Source organism: Hymenobacter sp. B81 (genome assembly GCF_044628455.1).
Classification (GTDB): domain Bacteria; phylum Bacteroidota; class Bacteroidia; order Cytophagales; family Hymenobacteraceae; genus Solirubrum.
In genome coordinates this window covers 1,167,180-1,182,898 of record NZ_JBIYZW010000002.1, presented here as the reverse complement: position 1 = coordinate 1,182,898, position 15,719 = coordinate 1,167,180, and the positions used below count along the sequence as shown (strand labels likewise).

Below are 15,719 nucleotides of genomic sequence, written 5' to 3'. Positions count from 1 at the left end.
ATAAAAATCTTTGAATATTAAATTAAACTTACAATTATTTTAACTATGTTTATTTCAAACCTCATGTCATCATCGTTATGTACCAGACCACTCCACCACTTACTGCGGCCGCCAACTCGCAGGTTGTTTCCTGGTTGAACCGCCCGCCGCAACCGGGTGCCGCCAGCACCGTACCCGCGGCGGCTCGGGAACAGCTGCTGAGCTTTTTGTCGCTGAGCGCGCACTTCACGCCCGAAGACATTGCCGACCTGCGCGAATTGCTCACGCACTTTCCGCCCCAGGCCGTATACCAGGCCGTGCAGCAAGCCTGTCAGGAACACCTGCAGCGCCAGGCCTACGGCCAAAGCCGCCAGGTCACCGAACAGCAGCTCAACAAGGTGCTGCTGGCCCCGCTGTTGCACCTGCACATGAGCCAGTCCACCCGCCGTCCTACCGCTGCCGTGGCCGCCTGATTTCTGAACTGCCCTGCATGGCAGCGCCCCACCCGACTCCGGATGGGGCGCTGCCGTTTTCGGCCTGCCCGATTAATCGTTATTCTTACCGGGCGAAAAACGGGTTCCGCCCTTCCCAGATCCACCGTATGAAATCATCTTTCCTCTTCCTGTGCGCGGCCGCGCTGCTGCTCGGCGGCTGTAACCAGTCGGGCCCCGCTAGCGAGCAGCCCGCCGCTACCCCCGGCAGCCCCGCTACCGAAGCGCCGGCCCCGGCCGACTCGGCCGCTGCGGCGCCCGCCCCCACAACCGAATCGGCCGCTCCCACGGCGGCCGAAGCCGTAACGCTGTCGTTTCGCTTCAAGCCCATTACTGGTGCCGAAGCCGACCCCATGCTGCCCAAAACTCAGGTATTTCTGGTGATGAAGGGTCGCGAAACCAAGGAAATCGACCTGGGCCGCGTCACCGGCAAGCCCGACGTGGTGGACGCCGCCAAGGCCAAGCGCGCCGGCTTTCCCGGCGGCTTCGTGGTGGCATTCCGCAGCTACGAGCCCAACTCGGGCAGCGGCGACGACCTGGCCGTGATGCAGGCTGAGGGTGGGCGCCTGCGCGTGCTGCAGCGCCGCGTCGACGAAACCGCCGACCAGCCCGGCACCTTCCAGACTTCCCGCGAGATTCCACTGCCGGCCGGCACCCGCCTGCAGGCGGGTAAGTAGCCAAGCTGCCGCTGACCAATAGCACAAAGGCCGCTCCATTGCTGGAGCGGCCTTTGGCTTTACGGTAGTCTTTGGCAAAACCTAGCAGACGCTGCCGTCGAGGCCGCAGGCGGCGCCGTCGGTGCCCAGCGTCACCAGCGGGTTGCGCTCGGCCCACACCTTTTCCAGCACTTCCAAGAACAGCTCGGTGGGTTGGGCGCCCGACACGGCGTACTTGTCGTCGAACACGAAGTAGGGCACGCCGCGCACCCCTATCTGCCGGGCCTGGTACTCGTCGTGGCGTACTTCCTGGGCGAAGGCGTCGGTTTCGAGGGTACGGGCTACTTCGGCCTCGGGTAGGCCCAGCTCGGTGCCGATGGCGGTGAGCGTGGCCGCGTCGTCCACGTTGCGGCCTTCTTCGAGGTAGGCCCGGAACAACCGTTCCTTGGCGGCATCCTGCCGGCCGTGCTGCGCGGCCAGGTGCACCAGGCGGTGGGCCCGGAAAGTGTTGGCCGGCACGGCGCGGTCGAAGTCGAAGCGCAGACCCAGCTCGGCGGCCGACTGGGTCATGTTGGCGCTCATCTCCCGCGCCCACTCCACCGGCCGGCCGTATTTGGTGGCCAGCAGCTGGTAGAGGCTGGCGCCGGGCTGGGTGCGGGCTTGGGGGTCGAGCTCGAAGCTGCGCCACACGATTTCCACGTCGGGGCGGTGGGCGAACTGCTGGAGGGCATTTTCAAAGCGGCGCTTGCCGATAAAGCAAAACGGGCAAACGATATCGGACCAGATTTCTACTTTCATGTCGGGGTGAAATTAGCTTGCTTAACCCGCTTGCCGGCCGGATGGTTTAGCCTCTGCAGCCCGTGGCCAAGGGCGCCGGAGCGGCAGTTGCCCGGCTTTGCGTTCCTTTACGGCCGGTATCATAAGCCCATGCCCAACCCCTCGCCCGCTTCCCACACTTCTGCCCCGGCCGACCAGTGGCCGGAATTCACGTTTCGCGCGCGGCTCGAGCCCCACGGCCCGGCCTTCATGCCCATGCCCATTCTCATCGTGCCCGAGGACGTGGTGGAGGCCCTGGGCGGCAAGGGCGTGAAGCGCGTGCTGGGCACCCTCAACGGCCACTACGTGCGGCGCGGCCTGCTGCCGCTGCGCACCGGCGAGCGGTACCTGATGGTGAGCAAGGCCCTGCGCCAGCAGGCGGGCCTGCAGCTGGGCGAAGAAGTAACCGTGGTGCTGCGCGCCGACCCCGACCCCAACCACGTCGACCTGCCCGACGAGCTGGCTGAGGGCCTGGCCGAGTGGCCCGAAGCCGCCGAGGCCTTTGCCCGCCTCACGCCCGGACGCCAGCGCAACCTGGCCCACTACATCGACAGCGCCAAGCGCCCCGACACCCGGGCCCAGCGCGTGGTGGGCATGCTGCACCAGCTGGCCACCGGCGGCAACCCCTTCCGCCCGCCCACGCTGCCGCTGTAGCGCGGTTTTTGCGGGCGGCAGCTTGCAAGTCGGGCAGGCAGCGCCGCGACGCCGGCCGGGAGTTTAGCGTATCAAGTCCTTTCTTGTGCCCCGCTGATGCCTGCCGGCTGCCATGTCCGACGAACCCGTTGCTTCCGCTGAGTTGCGCCCCCTTACGGTGCTGGCCGTGCGCCCCGAGACGCCCGACGCCACCACCTTCGTGCTGGCGCCCGCCGACGGCCAGCCCCTGCCCTACCGCGCCGGCCAGTATCTGACGCTGGTGCACCGCCGACCCGGCCGGGGCGCCGAGGTGCGCCGCTCCTACTCCATCAGTTCGAGCCCTGCCCTCGAAGAGCCGCTGTCGATTACCGTCAAGCGTGTGCCCAACGGGCTGTTCTCGCGCCGGCTCGTCGACCAGGTGCAGGCCGGCGACCAGCTGCTGACCAGCGGGGTGGGCGGCCTGTTTACCCTGCCCGACGAGTTGAGCACCGGCCGCCAGCTGCTGCTGCTGGGCGCCGGCAGCGGCATTACGCCTTTATTTTCCCTGCTCAAAACCGCGCTGCACCAGCACCCCACGCTGCCGGTGCTGCTGCTCTACAGCAACCGCCGGCCCGAAGACGCCATCTTCCGCCCCACCCTACTGGAGCTGGCCCGGCAGTTTCCGGCGCGGCTGCGCATCGAGTGGCTGTTCAGCACCAACCCCTACCTAAGCCGCGCCCACCTGCACAAGGAGCTGCTGAAAGACCTGGTGCGCCAGCACGCGGCGGCGCCGCCGGAAGCCACGCTGGCTTACCTCTGCGGCCCGCTCAACTACATGCGCATGGGTGTCTACGGCCTCCGCGAGCTGGGCGTACCGGCCGACAACCTGCGCCGGGAGCTATTTAACACCGAAGCCGCGCCCGTGCCCGCATCGGTTCCGCCCGACACCCGGGCGCACGGCGTTACCCTGCGGCGCGGGGGCCGGCAATACCACTTTACGGCCCAATACCCGCAAACCATTCTGCAGGCGGCCCGGCAACAGGGAATAGCGCTGCCCTTCAGCTGCGAGGCTGGCCGCTGCGGCAACTGCGTGGCCCGCTGCACCCAAGGGCAGGTGTGGATGAGCGTCAACGAGGTGCTGACCGCCCGCGACCTGGCCCGCGGCCTGGTGCTGACCTGCACCGGCTACCCCGTGGAGGGCGACGTGAAGCTGGCAGTCGGCAGCTGACTAGGCGACAACCACCTCGACCAGGGCAAGGCGGCGCATCCGAATCAAAACCGAGCTTCGTATGTTCTGGGTATGATGATGAAACGCCTGTTTTTCCTGCTGCTGGCTGCCGTGGGCGCTGCCAGCTGCGACGCCGGAGCCAGCAACCCCGTAGCCGCGGCCCTGACCCAGACCGATGGCCGCGACCACCGCTTCGCCGAACTGCCCAAGCCCCTGCCGGGCGAAGCCGTGGCCACTTTCGCCAGCGGCTGCTACTGGTGCACCGAGCACGTATTCGAAAGCTTGAAAGGTGTGCGCACCGTGGTGTCGGGCCATTCGGGCGGCACGGCCGTGAGTCCCACTTACGAGCAGGTGTACCGCGGCGGCACCGGTCACGCCGAGGCGGTGCAGGTGTACTACGACCCCAAGGTTATCAGCTTTCCCACCCTGCTGCGGGTGTTTTTCGTGCAGCACGACCCTACCACCCTCAACCGTCAGGGTCCCGATGCCGGCGACGAGTACCGCTCTATTGCCTTCTACCGCACGCCCCAGGAAAAGCAGCAGATCGAAGCGGAAATCAAGCGGGTGACGGCTGCCAAGCGCTACGCCAATGCCATCGTGACGCAGGTGGTACCGTTCAAGGTGTTTTACCCAGCCGAGCGCTACCACCAGGACTACTTCAAGAACAATCCCAACGACCCCTACGTGCGCAACGTGTCGACCCCGCGCTTCAACAAGTTCGCCAAGGAGTTTCCGCAGCTGCTCAAGCCCGGCGCGTAAACAACCGCAACGCCCCGCCTGGCTGCTCAGGCGGGGCGTTGCGGTTGGCAGGCAATTGATCCGAAACCGGCCAGCTTAAATGCCGATGTCGAGCACCAGCGGGTCGATCTGCCAGCGGCGGCGGTAGGTATCGTACACGGCGCGCACGCCGGTTTCCAGGGGCGTGCGCAGGCGCAGCACGTTGAACACCACCGAGCCGCTTACCCCCACGCTGCGGTAGTGGTAGCGCCCGCGGAAGCGGCCTTCGAGGTTGCGGCCCTGGGCCACGTCGGCAAAGCCCGCGGCCTTGAAGCGCTGCACGTACAGCCAGCGGCCCAGTGCCCAGTGGGTGTCGGCCAGGGGCAGCTGGTAATCGAGGCTGGCGGCCTGCAGGCGGTCGAAGCTCACGTAGCCCGAGCCGCGCGGGAAAAACACTGCCGGACCGAACTGGTACTGCCGCTGCTGCTGCCACTGGTAACCGCCGCGCAGCCGGATGCTGTGGTGCTTGCCCAGGCCGGGCAGGTAGAGGTTGCCGAAGACCGCGTACTGGGTGGCATCGAGGCCGCGGCCGAAAGGCGTGGTGCGCCCGGTCAGCAGCAGGCTCTGGCCCGCCCGGGGGCCCACGTCGCGCACGCTCTGCTTGAGCTGCCGGGCGTAGCTGATCGTAGCCTGCACCGCGTTCAGCGGCTGATTAGGCCCTACTTCGTCGAGAAAGCGCACCGGCAGGTCGTAGCCATGTACCTGCTCGTGCAGAAAGTAGGCGCCCAGCGTGAGGGCCTGCAGGTATTTGGAGCGGGTGAGGGTGAGCGGCAGGCGCAGCCCGGTGCTCAGGCGCGTGGTGCGCCACTGGTCGCGCAGCACCCGTCCCTGGTACAGTACCCCGGCGTCGCGCGCGCCGTGGGTCAGGTCCACGTCGACCACCGGGTACAGGCCCTGGTAGCTCAGGCCGGTGAACACGCCGAAGGTGCGCTCGGCCTGGTCGTAGCTCAGGCCCGCAATGGCCTGGGTGGTGTTGAGCAAGTCCTGGGAGCGGACGCCCACGCTCAGCCCATTGCCCGCCGGGCTCTGAATCAGGCCCCAGCTAAAGGCATTGAAGGCGTGGGCCAGCGGCGAGTACCGCCGTACCGGCAGCGCGGCGGCGGCCGAATCGGCCGCCGGCAGCACTTCGCCGATCTGGGCGGCACCGGGGTCGTGGCGGCTGAGGGCTTCGGCGTAGGGCTGGGGCGCATCGGCCCCGGGCAGCGCGGTAGGCGTCCACGAGGCCGGATCCAGCGGCATTTCCACAATGCGCGGGCCCTGGGCGCGCTCGTCGTGGAAAGCCAAGTGCCGGCCGTCGGGCGCCACGGCGGCGTGGTAGGCCCCCAGGCTGCGGCTGGTTACCTGAAACGTGCGCCCCGTGCCGATATGCACCGCGTGCACGTTGTCGATGCCCGACTGCGGCGAGTTGTAGAGCACGTAGTCGCCCCAGGCTTGGGGGTTGGTCAGGTTCACGTTGGCCACGGGCAGCAGGGCGCGGGCCACGCCGGTGGCCGGGTCGATGAGTTCAATGGTTTTGCCCTGGCGCCGCAGCGTCACCGCCACCACCTGCCGGCCGTCGGGCGTCCAGCGGGGCTGCAGGTAGAAGTCGTTTTGCGGGTTGGGCAGGGTTTGCAGCACGGCGCCGCTGCGCGCGTCGAGCAGCACCAGAGCGTGGCGGTAGGCTTCGTCGGTGGTAGTGGCCACCAGCCGGGTGCCGTCGGGCGAGAGGGCGGCGGCGGTGTAGCGGCTGCGGGTAGTCAGGCGCGTGAACTGGCCACTGCTCAAATCAAGCACGCGCAGCTCCGAAAACACGCGCTGCCGCCAGCGTGGGTCGTAGCGAAACTCGGGCCACACGGCCTTGCCCGCTGCCACCGACAGCATCTCGGGGAAGTTCACCAGGCCCGGCACGAATACCCGGCGCTCGGCGCGGCCGTGGCGGCTCAGCAACACGAACTGCGCGATGTCGCCCAGCCCGGATTTCACGGTCAGCACGGTGCTGTCGGTCACGTACTGCGGGTACTGGTAGCGGGTAAACACGCGGGTGCCGGCCTGCCCGCCCAGTTCACGGGCTTCGGTCAGGCGCAGCTCTTGTTGCTGGCGGCGCCAGGTCGAGTCCAGCTCAGCCATGCTGCGGGCGTGCAGCTCCTCCACCCGCAGGCCGGTGGCGTGGCGGATGCCGGCCGAAAACGAGAAGGGGTAGAACGGAAACTTGTAGTAGTGGTCGAGGGCCCGGTCCCAGACCTCGGGGCCGTAGTGCGCTTTCAGGTACGACGAGAGGAAGTAGCCCAGCTCGTACCAGTCGGGCACCTGGTCGCGGAACGAGCCGCCCACGGCCTTCTGGTAATGGTAGCGGCGGCCGGCCAGCAGGTTGGCGCGCATACCCAGCCCAAACGCGGGCATGCGCCCCCGGCCGCTGCGCGTCAGCGCGGTTTCGGCGCCCACGGCGTCGCCCTCGAAAAACCAGGGCGGAATACCCACCGAAGCAATACCCAGGGCGCCGTCGCCGAACAAGGGGTAGAGCACGCGGCCCACGCCCTGCCGGGCCTTGCTGAACTGCGCCACGTGCCGAAACTCGTGCACCACCAGTTGGTCGAGCCAGTCCACCGTGCCCAGCGACATCTGCTGGGGGGGCGTGGTGAAAAACTCGCTGTGCCAGGGCAGAAACGTCACGAAGGCGTTGCCCACGGTGGTCTGGTTCTGCAGCACCACCGGCACGCGGCGGGCGGCCACGCCCAGCGAGGCGCCGCCCGGCCCGTAGGCCTGCTCCAGCCGCCGGGCCGTGCGCTGGGCGGGGGCTTCGAAGCCGGCGGGAAAGATGACGCGGAAGTGCGGGGTGCGCAGCTGCCGCCAGCGCAGCGCGGGCGGGTTTTGGTCGAGGACGGGGAGCGTCTGCGCGGCGGCGGCCGGGGCCAGCAGGGCGGCAGCGCCCAGCAGGGCGAGAAAACGGGGCATAGCAGGTAAAGCTGCCTTGCCGCCGCCGCATTTGCAACCACCGCCCGCAAAAGCCCCCTTGCCCGCGGCCCGGGTCAATAACTATTTTCCGGCGGGCAGAGTAAAGAAGTCCGCCACACCTTTCCCCGCCGCTACCGATGAAAACCCTGTACCTGATGCGCCACGCCAAATCGAGCTGGAGCTTCAACGACCTCTCCGACCAGGAGCGCCCCCTCAACGACCGCGGCCGCAGCGACGCGCCCCACATGGGGCAGGCCCTGGCCGCCCGCGGCATCCGGCCGCACCTGCTGGTGAGCAGCCCGGCCGTGCGGGCCATGAGCACCGCCGCCCTGGTGGCCCGCGAGCTGCAGTACCCGCCCGACCAGATTCAGGTCATCGACGGCATCTACCACGCCGACGTGGATCAGCTGGTGGACATCATCCGCGAGCTGCCTGACGAGGCCGAAACGGTGCTGCTGGTGGGCCACAACAACACCATCAGCGACACGGCCAGCGCCCTTTCGCCCACGGCCCTGAACGAGATGGGCACCGCCGCCGTGGTGTGCCTGCACTTCCACGCTGACCGCTGGGCCGACGTGCACCGCACCAACGCCGAGTTCTACTTCCACGACTCGCCCAAAAAGTGAGAGGGTGAAGTGGTGAGGGGACGAATTTGTGAAACAGTGAGTGCCGTGCTGCTTGCGCAAGCGGCGCGGTGCCGGCCTCTCGCACATCAACTCACCACCTCCCCCTTCACCATCGCCCTAGTTCACCCTTCACCCCACCCGCCCTATGCCGCACTCCACCCCCGCTCCTGCGCTGCCTGAGCTGCTGAACCGCGAAAAAAGCTGGCTGACCTTTAACGCCCGCGTACTGCAGGAAGCCCAGACGCCCACGGTGCCCCTGCTGGAGCGGCTGCGGTTCCTGGCCATCTTCTCCAGCAACCTCGACGAGTACTTCAAGGTGCGCGTGGCCACGCTGCGCCGCCTGCGCAACCTCAAGAAGAAAACCCGCGCCAAGCTCGGCGACGACCCCGCCCGCGAACTGGAGCTGGTGCTGGCCGAGGTGAAGCGCCAGCAGGAAGCCTTCGGCGAAACCTTCCGCGAGCAGCTGCTGCCCGAGCTGCGCCGCCGCGGCATTCACCTCATTGCCGACCGCGACCTGAGCGCCGGCCAGCGCGAGTGGGTGCAGCAGTACTTCCGCGAGCGGGTGCAGGATCTGCTCTCCCCCGTCGTGCTCGACGACAACCTGCACCACCTGTTCCTAAAAGACCAGGCCGTGTACCTGACGGTGCTACTGAGCGAGCCGGTGCCGGGCCATAAGAAGCTCGACGACGAACGGGTGCTGGTGCTGGAGCTGCCCACCAAGCGCCACGGCGGCCGCTTCGTGGAGCTGCCGGCCGAGGGCCCCGAGCACCGCGTGATGTTTCTTGACGACGTGATTCGCTGCTGCGCCCACGAGCTGTTTCCCAAGTACCAGCGTGTGCAGGTACACAGCGTGAAGATGTCGCGCGACGCCGAACTGGACATCCAGGAGGAAGTGTCGGGCAACCTGCTGGCCAAGATCAAGAGCAGCCTGCAGAAGCGCGAAACCGGCTACCCCGCCCGCCTGCTCTTCGACCCGGCCATGCCCAAGCCCGTGCTGCGGGCCCTGATGCAGAAAACCGGCATCGGGCAGGACGAGCTGGTGGAGGGCAGCCGCTACCACAACTTCCGCGACTTTTTCGGCTTCCCAGGCTTCGGCCTCAAGGAGCTGGAGTACGACCCGCGCCCGGCCCTGCCCCACCCCTCGCTGCCCCGCGGCAAAGACGAGAGCCTGCTCGACGCCATTGCCGAGCGTGACCACCTCGTGCACTTTCCCTACCAGTCGTTCGACTACGTCACGCGCCTGATCAAGCAGGCGGGTAAGGACCCGGCCGTCACCGACATCCGCATCACGCTCTACCGCGTGGGCAGCAAGAGCGAGGTGGCCAAGGCCCTGCTCAAGGCCGTCAAACACGGCAAGCAGGTGACGGTGGTGGTGGAGCTCAAGGCGCGATTCGACGAGGAATCCAACATTCAGTGGGCCGAAAAGCTGGAGCGGGCCGGTGCCACCGTCATCTACGGGGTGCCCGAGCTGAAAGTGCACGCCAAGCTGCTGCTGGTCACCCGCCGCGAGGGCCCCGATGAGCTGCCCCGCCACTACGCCTACCTGAGCACCGGCAACTTCAACGAGTCGACCTCGGCCGTGTACGCCGACCACGGCCTGTTCACCGCCGACGAGCGGCTGACCGGCGAAGTGGCGCGCGTGTTCCGCTTTTTCCTCGACGGCAAGACGCCCGCGCCCTTCGAGCACCTGCTGGTGGCCCCCTTCGCCCTGCGCCAGCAGCTCACGGCCCTGGTCGACGCCGAAATCGACCACGCCCTGGCGGGCCGCGAGGCCTACCTCATTCTCAAGCTGAACGCGCTGCAGGACGACGGCATGATTCGCAAGCTCTACGAGGCCAGCCGGGCCGGCGTGCGCGTGGAGCTGCTCATCCGCGGCATTTCCTGCCTGGTGCCGGGCGTGCCGGGCCAGAGCGAAACCATCAGCCAGCGCGGCATCGTCGACCGCTACCTGGAGCACGCGCGGGTGTACGTGTTCGGCAACGGCGGCGAGGAAAAAGTGTACGTGGCCTCGGCCGACTGGATGAGCCGCAACCTCGACCGCCGCGTGGAGGTGGCTTTTCCCATCTACGACCCCGACGTGCGGGCCGAGGTGCGCCACCTGGTAGACCTGCAGCGCCAGGACAACGTGAAGTCGCGCGACTGGCAGAACAACCTGCTCACCGGCCCCCAGGACGCCCCCGCGGTGCAGGCCCAGAACGCCACCTACGAATACCTGAAAAAGCGCAGCAAGACCCGCCGGGCCTGACCCCGCGGCGGGGCCTGCCGCCCGGGTTGCTGGCCGGGCAAAAAACGACCTATCGTTTCACCGGAAACGATAGGTCGTTTTGCCTGAAACGACGGGTTGAGCTACTTGAGTCGACAAGCCGCTGGCTCCGCGGTACCGGGCAGCTTACTGCCTGGAAAACGCCTTCACGATGGCCGGGGTGATGAACACTTCCAGGCTGCCGTAGGGCGCGCCGGCCAGCTTGGAGTCGATGATTTTCTCGCGGTCGGCGTTGGTGCGGTCGAAGGCGTCGAAGGCGTGGTTGTAGCGGTAACCGGCTTCGGCCCCCAGCCAGAGAAAATCGAAGATGGGCCGCTCCCACCGGGCGCGGAACTTCACCTCGGTTTCGCGCAGCTCCAGGGTGCGCAGGGCCACGGTGCCCGGCTCGGGCTGCCCGCTGGCGCCGGTGCGCTGCAGGGGCTTGCGCAGCTTGATGATGTAGTTGAAGCCGTCGACGCTGTAGCCCACGTAAAACAGCGAGGTAGGCGAGGCGTTGTAGCGCAGCGTCACGCGGGCCGGAAAGATGGCCTCGATGCCCCAGCGCGGGTTGAAGGTGCGGTTGTAGAGTACGGCCGGGTAAATGCTCTGCCGGCCGAAGGTGTAGCCCAGCTGCAGGCCCACGCCCCAGGAAAACTGCGGGCTGCGCTTCCAGCCGTAGAGAAACTCCGAGGAAAAGCGCAGGTAGTCCTTCAGCCCCAGCGCCGACGACTGGTAGTCGCCGCTCAGCTCGCCCTTGGCCCGGAAGATGTACCAGTTCACCTCGTTCACGGGCCGGATGACGGCCAGCTGCGCGCCCAGGGTTTTGAGCCCCTTGTTTTCGATGTTGTCGTAGAGCTCGTAGTCGGAGGGCGGGTTGCGGAACTGGAACTCCTCCCGCTCGTAGTTGATGCCCATGATGAGCTTCAGGTGCGGGTTGTTGAGCAGCGGAATGTAGCCCTTGATGACGAGGCGGGCGTTTTTGTCGGCCTCGGTGGCGTAGTCGCGCAAACCCACTACCTGGGCATTGGAGTTGACGCCGAAGCGCGGCATGCGCTGGTACTGCACCACCAGGCCCTTGCTGGGCCCCATGCCGATAACGGAGGGGGTAGCAAACTCCTGCTCGTCGACGACAGCCGTGGTGTCGGCGGGCGCGGCGGGCGCCGGGTACACCTGCCCGGGCGGAGTCACCTGGGCCCAGGCGGCCGCGACGGGCAGCAGCCCGGCCGCGAGGCCCCCGCAGAAACGAAGAAAGAAGCGCGAACAAGTCATGGAACCGGCGGCAAGTGCGGAAAGCGGAAACGACGTTCCGGGGCTTAGCCTGTAACGTCGTTTCCGGGAAAATGGCTGCTGAAAGCGGACCCGCGGAGCGGGCCTAGAACAGAAAGTCGAAGCCCACGTTGACCAGCCGCTCTTCGCCCGCCGTGTAGGTAGCGGTGATGACGGCCTGCTTGAGCACGTCGATCCAGATACCGCCGCCCACGCCGCTGTGGTAGGCCTTCAGGCCCGAGCGCGTGTCCTGGGAGCTGTACACCCGACCGGCGTCGGCCAGCCCCAGGATGCCGAACTTGCCCGGCACCAGGTAAGCGTTGAAGGTGAAGAGCTGAATGCGGGCCTCGGCGTTGGCGTAGGTCATGCTGCGACCGGCAAAGCGGGTGCGGCGGTAGCCGCGCAGGTTGGTGGTACCGCCCAGGGTGTTGGCCTGGTAGAAGCGGTAGTCGCCCAGGTTGCGCGCCGCCCCAACGCGCCCGGCCCAGGTGAGCTGGAAGGGAAAGTTGGGCGAGAGGTAGAAGCGCACCTCCGAGGCCAGGCGGCCGTAGCTGAGCTTCTCGCCGTTGAGCTGGCGGTTGTACTCCACGGAGTTGGCCCAGCGCAAGCCGATGCGCGGGTTTTTGGGCGAGGAGCTGGCGTCCAGGTTCAGGTACATGCGCCCGCCCAGGTAGCGGTTCATCTGGAAGTCCGACTCCCGGATGCCCAGCGCGGCGCCGGCAATGCCGTTGCCCGAGGCATCGAGGCCGGCGGCCAGCTGCTGGCCTATTTCGTCGCGGTCGACCTTGAACTGGTCGTACTGCGGGCCGAAGCCGAACTTGAGGAAGCTGAACACGTCGGTTTCGAGCGTGGGCGAGAAGTTGAAGCGCGAGAAGCGCACCCGGTAGTCGCGGGTGATGAGGCGGTTGTTGGTGCCGCCGCGCTCATCGGTCTGGGCTTCGTTGCGGGTGTCGTTGCCCTTGCCGAAGTAGTTGTAGAGCAGCTGCGGGCCGTAGAGCTGGGAGGCAATGCGCAGGTCGTACTTGCCCAGCACGTCGGTAAATACGCCGGTGTAGCGCACGTTGTAGGCCTTGTACACCGGGGCGTAGTTGGCCACCAGGGTCTGCTCGGTGGCGAAGGGCGCCCGCCGGAAGCCGAAGGTGCGGTAGGTGCCGCCCCCGCCGATGAAGATGCGGTCATCCACGTTGAAACCGAAGTACACCGCCGGCCCGAAGTAGGGCAGCTTGTAGTCCTTGCGGTCGGTGCGGGCGGGGTAGTCGTACTGGCTCACCTCGGTGCCGGGCTCCAGGCGCAGGCGCGTTTCCTGGCCGGGCCGGATGACGTTGCCCGTGTCGGCGTCGTACACCTGCAGGGAGTGGGGCCGCAGCAGCGCGCCGCCCACCCGCGACTCATCGATGATGGTGTCGCGGTCGATGCCGCCGATGATGCGCACCCGGATGCCGCGGGGCACGTTGCCGGTAACCTTGTAGCTGTCGTTGCCGGCCAGGCCGTAGAGGCGGATTTCCTTGGTCACGGCACCGTCGTAGGTCTGGTCCCAGAGGGTTTTGCTGGTCTTGCCTTCCTTGTTGACTTTCCTCACCAGCACCCGGGTTTTGTTGTCGGGCAGGCGCTCGATAAAGAAGCGCTCCTGCTTTTCGCTGCCCTTCACTTCCACCTTTTCGGCCAGCAGGTCGTGGTAGTCGGCGGCCAGTTGGGGCAGCAGGTCGCGGCGGCTCTTGAGCTTGGCGGCGATTTCGGGGCCGTGCAGCTGGTAGATGTTGTCGGGCCAGCGGCGCAGCGCCTGGTCAATGACCTCGTCGGTGAGGCGGGTTTTAAGGTCCTCGGCGGTTTTCACCCAGTCTTCGCGGCTCACCTCGCCCAGAAACACCCGGTCGTTGGCCAGGGCCGTCAGGTTGAGGCCTTTCCAGTCGGCGTAGTCGGCCCCGAAGTCCTGGAAGTTGCGGATGGCCCACTTGCGCCGCGCCAGCCAGGGAAAAAACCCGTCGCCCTTGAAGAAGGCCACGTCGCGGTCTTCGGGCACGGCCGTAAACGTCCGGTCGCCCTCCTCATCCTTGCTTTCGGCCCAGCGCCACTGGTCCTCGTGCCGGTCCCAGTCGCCGATCCACATGTCGAACAGGCGGGTGCGGGCAAAGGTCTTGGCCTTGATCTTGTTGTCGTTGTCCTGGCGCAGGCGCTCCAGCACCTTGTCGGTGCCCACCAGATTCTTGGCGTAGCCCAGCGAGGCCACGTTGCTCTGGTCGTCTTTGGCGTCTTCCTCAATCATGGCCGGCGTGTCCTGGAAGCGGGCCAGGTACTGGCCCAGCAGCGGGTCGCGCGGAATGAAGCGGCGCTCGGGGTTGGTGTGCAGAATGCCGGCCGCGTCGCCCAGGGGCGGCAGCACGAAGGCCGCGTAGGGGTGCTGGGCCGAAATCTGGTCCTGCAGAATGTCCTTGGCCGCGGTTTCGCGCAGGGCCTCGGGCAGCACCGCCGAGGGGTCTTTGTCGAGGCCGCGCAAAGTGAAGTTGCGGCCCTCGGGGTTGCGCACCTTCAGCGAGGCCGTCTGCTTGCCCCCGCCGATTTTGTAGGGCTCCAGCCCGCCCTTCTCGGTAGCCATGTCGAGCACCGGGAAGGTCACGGGCGCGGCCCACTCGGCGCGGTAATGGTCGCCGAACAGGCTGCGGAAGAACTTGCCGCGCTCGGCGTAGCGTGGGTTGATGGCCCGCGTCACGGTGGAGTCGCGGAAGTCGGGGCGGCCGGCAATGGGCACGCCCAGGGTGGGCGCGGCGGCGGCGTCGCCGGCCACGGCGGCCTTGGCGTAGAGCGGCTGGCGGTACACCAGGCGGCCAGTTTCGCCCTTGTCGTTGGGAATCCAGTACTCCACCCAGGCCTCGCCGTTCTGGTAGTAGTTGACGCGGGCGAAGCCTTTCTCCTTGTCGGAAAACAGGGCCTCGCCGTCGCGGCCGGTGCGCACGTGCTGGGTTTTGCAGCCCGAGCCCGAGATGATGTGGTGCAGGTCGCCCACCTTCTGGTACTGCAGGTTGTGCTCGTGGCCGGCGGCGTAGATGGTGTTGGGGTACTTGGCAAAAATGTCCATCAGCCCCTTCTTGTACTGCTGGTAGAGGGGGTGGGGAATGTCCTGGCTGATGCCGCCGTACTTGCGGGCAAAGGGGTACACCGAGCCGATGATGGGAAACGGCACGAAGGCGTACTTGTAGACGATGCTGAGCGGGAAGATGTGGTCGGCCAGGGTGAAGTAGCCGCCGTGAATGCCGTCGGAGAAGATCGGGTGGTGCGCGATGACGACCACGTTCTTATTGCGGTGCTTGGCCATCAAATCCTCCAGCTGCACAAAGAAGTCGGTTTCACTGGCCACGCCGCAGCCGTTGTTGGCGCCATAGGGCCGCTCGGCGGTTTGCAGAAACCACTGCGAGTTGATGGCCAGCACGGCCAGATCGTCCTGCACCAGGATTTCGTAGGGGCCGGGGCAGCCGTTGGGCGGCACGTAGAAGGCGCCGGTGCGGTGGAAGCTGGCCGAGTCACGGGCCATGTAGTCCTCAATGAACACCTGGGCGCGGGTTACCTGCTCCAGGGAGCCTTTCTGGCCCTGCTTCCAGTCGTGGTTGCCCGGAATCATGTACTTCTCGCCGCGGTAGCCGCGCAGCACCTCAATCTGCTGCACCAGCCGCTCCTCCGATACTTTGCGGTCGTGCGCATCGACGGGCGGCAGGCCGTACTCGTAAATGTTGTCGCCGAGGTAAACGGTGGTGCTGCGCTCCTGCATGCCCATGATCTGGCGGCGCAGAAAGTTCAGCGACGGTTCGCCGCCGTCGGCGGCCGGGGCGGGCTTGCCCACGTCGCCGATCAGAAACACGGTGTAGCGCAGCTGGGAGCTGTCGGGCGGGGTATTTTTTTCCCAGTCTTTGGCCAGGCCCCGGTAGTTAGGGCGCTCGGGGCGGGGCGTCTGACTGGTGCTGCTCTGGGCAGCAGTGGGCAGGCTACCCAGCAGGCCACCCGCCAGCAGGCCCAGCGACAGGCAGCGGGTGAGCGAACGGCAGGAACGAAAAAAGAAGGAGGAGCGGAGAACGTGCGCCATGAGAACTGCCCTGAGCGGGCAGA

11 protein-coding genes are annotated in these 15,719 nt (G+C 66.9%); 7 read left to right on the top strand and 4 right to left on the bottom strand.

Annotated elements, in window-relative coordinates; genetic code table 11:
* Window positions 1–77 precede the first annotated feature (77 nt).
* Together ACE191_RS16255 and ACE191_RS16250 are read left to right on the top strand one after the other, a co-directional pair.
* Window positions 78–452: a hypothetical protein gene (locus tag ACE191_RS16255; RefSeq protein WP_400193293.1), complete on the top strand. Its 375-nt coding sequence runs from the start codon at window positions 78–80 to the stop codon at window positions 450–452.
* A 128-nt stretch (window positions 453–580) separates the two neighbouring features.
* Window positions 581–1,147 carry a hypothetical protein gene (locus tag ACE191_RS16250; protein WP_400193292.1) on the top strand — a complete coding sequence of 189 codons (567 nt, stop codon included), beginning with the start codon at window positions 581–583 and terminating at the stop codon, window positions 1,145–1,147.
* 81 nt (window positions 1,148–1,228) lie between these two features.
* Here ACE191_RS16250 and ACE191_RS16245 read toward each other — a convergent pair whose 3' ends face one another.
* The gene (locus ACE191_RS16245; RefSeq protein WP_400193291.1) at window positions 1,229–1,924 is read right to left on the bottom strand and encodes a DsbA family oxidoreductase; all 696 of its coding nucleotides are present in this window, start codon (window positions 1,922–1,924) and stop codon (window positions 1,229–1,231) included.
* Window positions 1,925–2,053: 129 nt separating this feature from the next.
* Here ACE191_RS16245 and ACE191_RS16240 point away from each other — a divergent pair, with 129 nt between their 5' ends.
* From ACE191_RS16240 to msrA, 3 genes are all read left to right on the top strand, one after another.
* On the top strand, window positions 2,054–2,596 hold the full coding sequence (locus ACE191_RS16240; RefSeq protein WP_400193290.1) for a YdeI/OmpD-associated family protein: 543 nt from the start codon (window positions 2,054–2,056) through the stop codon (window positions 2,594–2,596).
* A 112-nt stretch (window positions 2,597–2,708) separates the two neighbouring features.
* Window positions 2,709–3,782, top strand: a complete 1,074-nt coding sequence (locus tag ACE191_RS16235; RefSeq protein ID WP_400193289.1) for a 2Fe-2S iron-sulfur cluster-binding protein — start codon at window positions 2,709–2,711, stop codon at window positions 3,780–3,782.
* Between the two features lie 75 nt (window positions 3,783–3,857).
* Complete coding sequence (gene msrA / locus ACE191_RS16230; RefSeq protein WP_400193288.1) at window positions 3,858–4,541, top strand: peptide-methionine (S)-S-oxide reductase MsrA; 684 nt, start codon at window positions 3,858–3,860, stop codon at window positions 4,539–4,541.
* Window positions 4,542–4,616: 75 nt separating this feature from the next.
* Here msrA and ACE191_RS16225 read toward each other — a convergent pair whose 3' ends face one another.
* Entirely contained in the window at window positions 4,617–7,490 is a 2,874-nt protein-coding gene (locus ACE191_RS16225; RefSeq protein ID WP_400193287.1) for a hypothetical protein, read from the bottom strand.
* A gap of 137 nt (window positions 7,491–7,627) precedes the next feature.
* Between ACE191_RS16225 and ACE191_RS16220 the strand changes: the two genes are divergently transcribed.
* Together ACE191_RS16220 and ppk1 are read left to right on the top strand one after the other, a co-directional pair.
* Complete coding sequence (locus ACE191_RS16220; RefSeq protein ID WP_400193286.1) at window positions 7,628–8,116, top strand: SixA phosphatase family protein; 489 nt, start codon at window positions 7,628–7,630, stop codon at window positions 8,114–8,116.
* Between the two features lie 145 nt (window positions 8,117–8,261).
* Window positions 8,262–10,361, top strand: coding sequence for a polyphosphate kinase 1 (ppk1, locus tag ACE191_RS16215; protein WP_400193285.1), 2,100 nt, complete (start codon window positions 8,262–8,264; stop codon window positions 10,359–10,361).
* A gap of 144 nt (window positions 10,362–10,505) precedes the next feature.
* Here ppk1 and ACE191_RS16210 read toward each other — a convergent pair whose 3' ends face one another.
* Entirely contained in the window at window positions 10,506–11,627 is a 1,122-nt protein-coding gene (locus ACE191_RS16210) for a hypothetical protein (protein ID WP_400193284.1), read from the bottom strand.
* A gap of 103 nt (window positions 11,628–11,730) precedes the next feature.
* Entirely contained in the window at window positions 11,731–15,696 is a 3,966-nt protein-coding gene (locus ACE191_RS16205; protein ID WP_400193283.1) for a hypothetical protein, read from the bottom strand.
* Window positions 15,697–15,719: the final 23 nt, after the last annotated feature.

Excerpts from the sequence above, each read along its gene's own strand:
- ACE191_RS16210 (WP_400193284.1), bottom strand. The coding sequence starts at position 11,627 with ATGACTTGTTCGCGCTTCTTTCTTCGTTTCTGCGGGGGCCTCGCGGCC.
- ACE191_RS16255 (WP_400193293.1), top strand. The coding sequence starts at position 78 with ATGTACCAGACCACTCCACCACTTACTGCGGCCGCCAACTCGCAGGTT.
- ACE191_RS16245 (WP_400193291.1), bottom strand. The coding sequence starts at position 1,924 with ATGAAAGTAGAAATCTGGTCCGATATCGTTTGCCCGTTTTGCTTTATC.
- ACE191_RS16220 (WP_400193286.1), top strand. The coding sequence starts at position 7,628 with ATGAAAACCCTGTACCTGATGCGCCACGCCAAATCGAGCTGGAGCTTC.
- msrA (WP_400193288.1), top strand. The coding sequence starts at position 3,858 with ATGATGAAACGCCTGTTTTTCCTGCTGCTGGCTGCCGTGGGCGCTGCC.
- ppk1 (WP_400193285.1), top strand. The coding sequence starts at position 8,262 with ATGCCGCACTCCACCCCCGCTCCTGCGCTGCCTGAGCTGCTGAACCGC.
- ACE191_RS16235 (WP_400193289.1), top strand. The coding sequence starts at position 2,709 with ATGTCCGACGAACCCGTTGCTTCCGCTGAGTTGCGCCCCCTTACGGTG.
- ACE191_RS16225 (WP_400193287.1), bottom strand. The coding sequence starts at position 7,490 with ATGCCCCGTTTTCTCGCCCTGCTGGGCGCTGCCGCCCTGCTGGCCCCG.
- ACE191_RS16205 (WP_400193283.1), bottom strand. The coding sequence starts at position 15,696 with ATGGCGCACGTTCTCCGCTCCTCCTTCTTTTTTCGTTCCTGCCGTTCG.
- ACE191_RS16240 (WP_400193290.1), top strand. The coding sequence starts at position 2,054 with ATGCCCAACCCCTCGCCCGCTTCCCACACTTCTGCCCCGGCCGACCAG.
- ACE191_RS16250 (WP_400193292.1), top strand. The coding sequence starts at position 581 with ATGAAATCATCTTTCCTCTTCCTGTGCGCGGCCGCGCTGCTGCTCGGC.